The sequence below is a fragment of the Bradyrhizobium sp. CCBAU 11386 genome (assembly GCF_028128955.1).
Classification (GTDB): domain Bacteria; phylum Pseudomonadota; class Alphaproteobacteria; order Rhizobiales; family Xanthobacteraceae; genus Bradyrhizobium.
The window spans coordinates 1-201 of sequence record NZ_LBKA01000035.1 but is presented as its reverse complement, the minus strand read 5'-3'; the positions used below and the strand labels follow the sequence as shown (position 1 = coordinate 201).

The 201-nt window shown below is 61.2% G+C and carries 1 protein-coding gene; it reads left to right on the top strand.

The features are described from left to right. Positions 1–201 (top strand): IS66 family transposase (locus XI09_RS08260; protein ID WP_271566404.1); only part of this gene is annotated, 201 nt, incomplete at both ends.

Sequence of the window (201 nt, the reverse complement as noted above, 5' to 3'; positions counted from 1 at the left end):
GGTCGAGGTCGTGCGCCGGATCGATGCGCTGTTCGAGATCGAACGCTCCATCAATGGCAGGAGTGCGGAGGAGCGTGTTCAGGTGCGGCAGACGCTGAGCCGTCCCTTGGTCGATGATCTTCAGGTCTACATGCGGGAACAGCTCGCCAAGCTCTCCCGTGGGCACGACCTGGCCAAGGCGTTCAACTATATCCTGAAGCG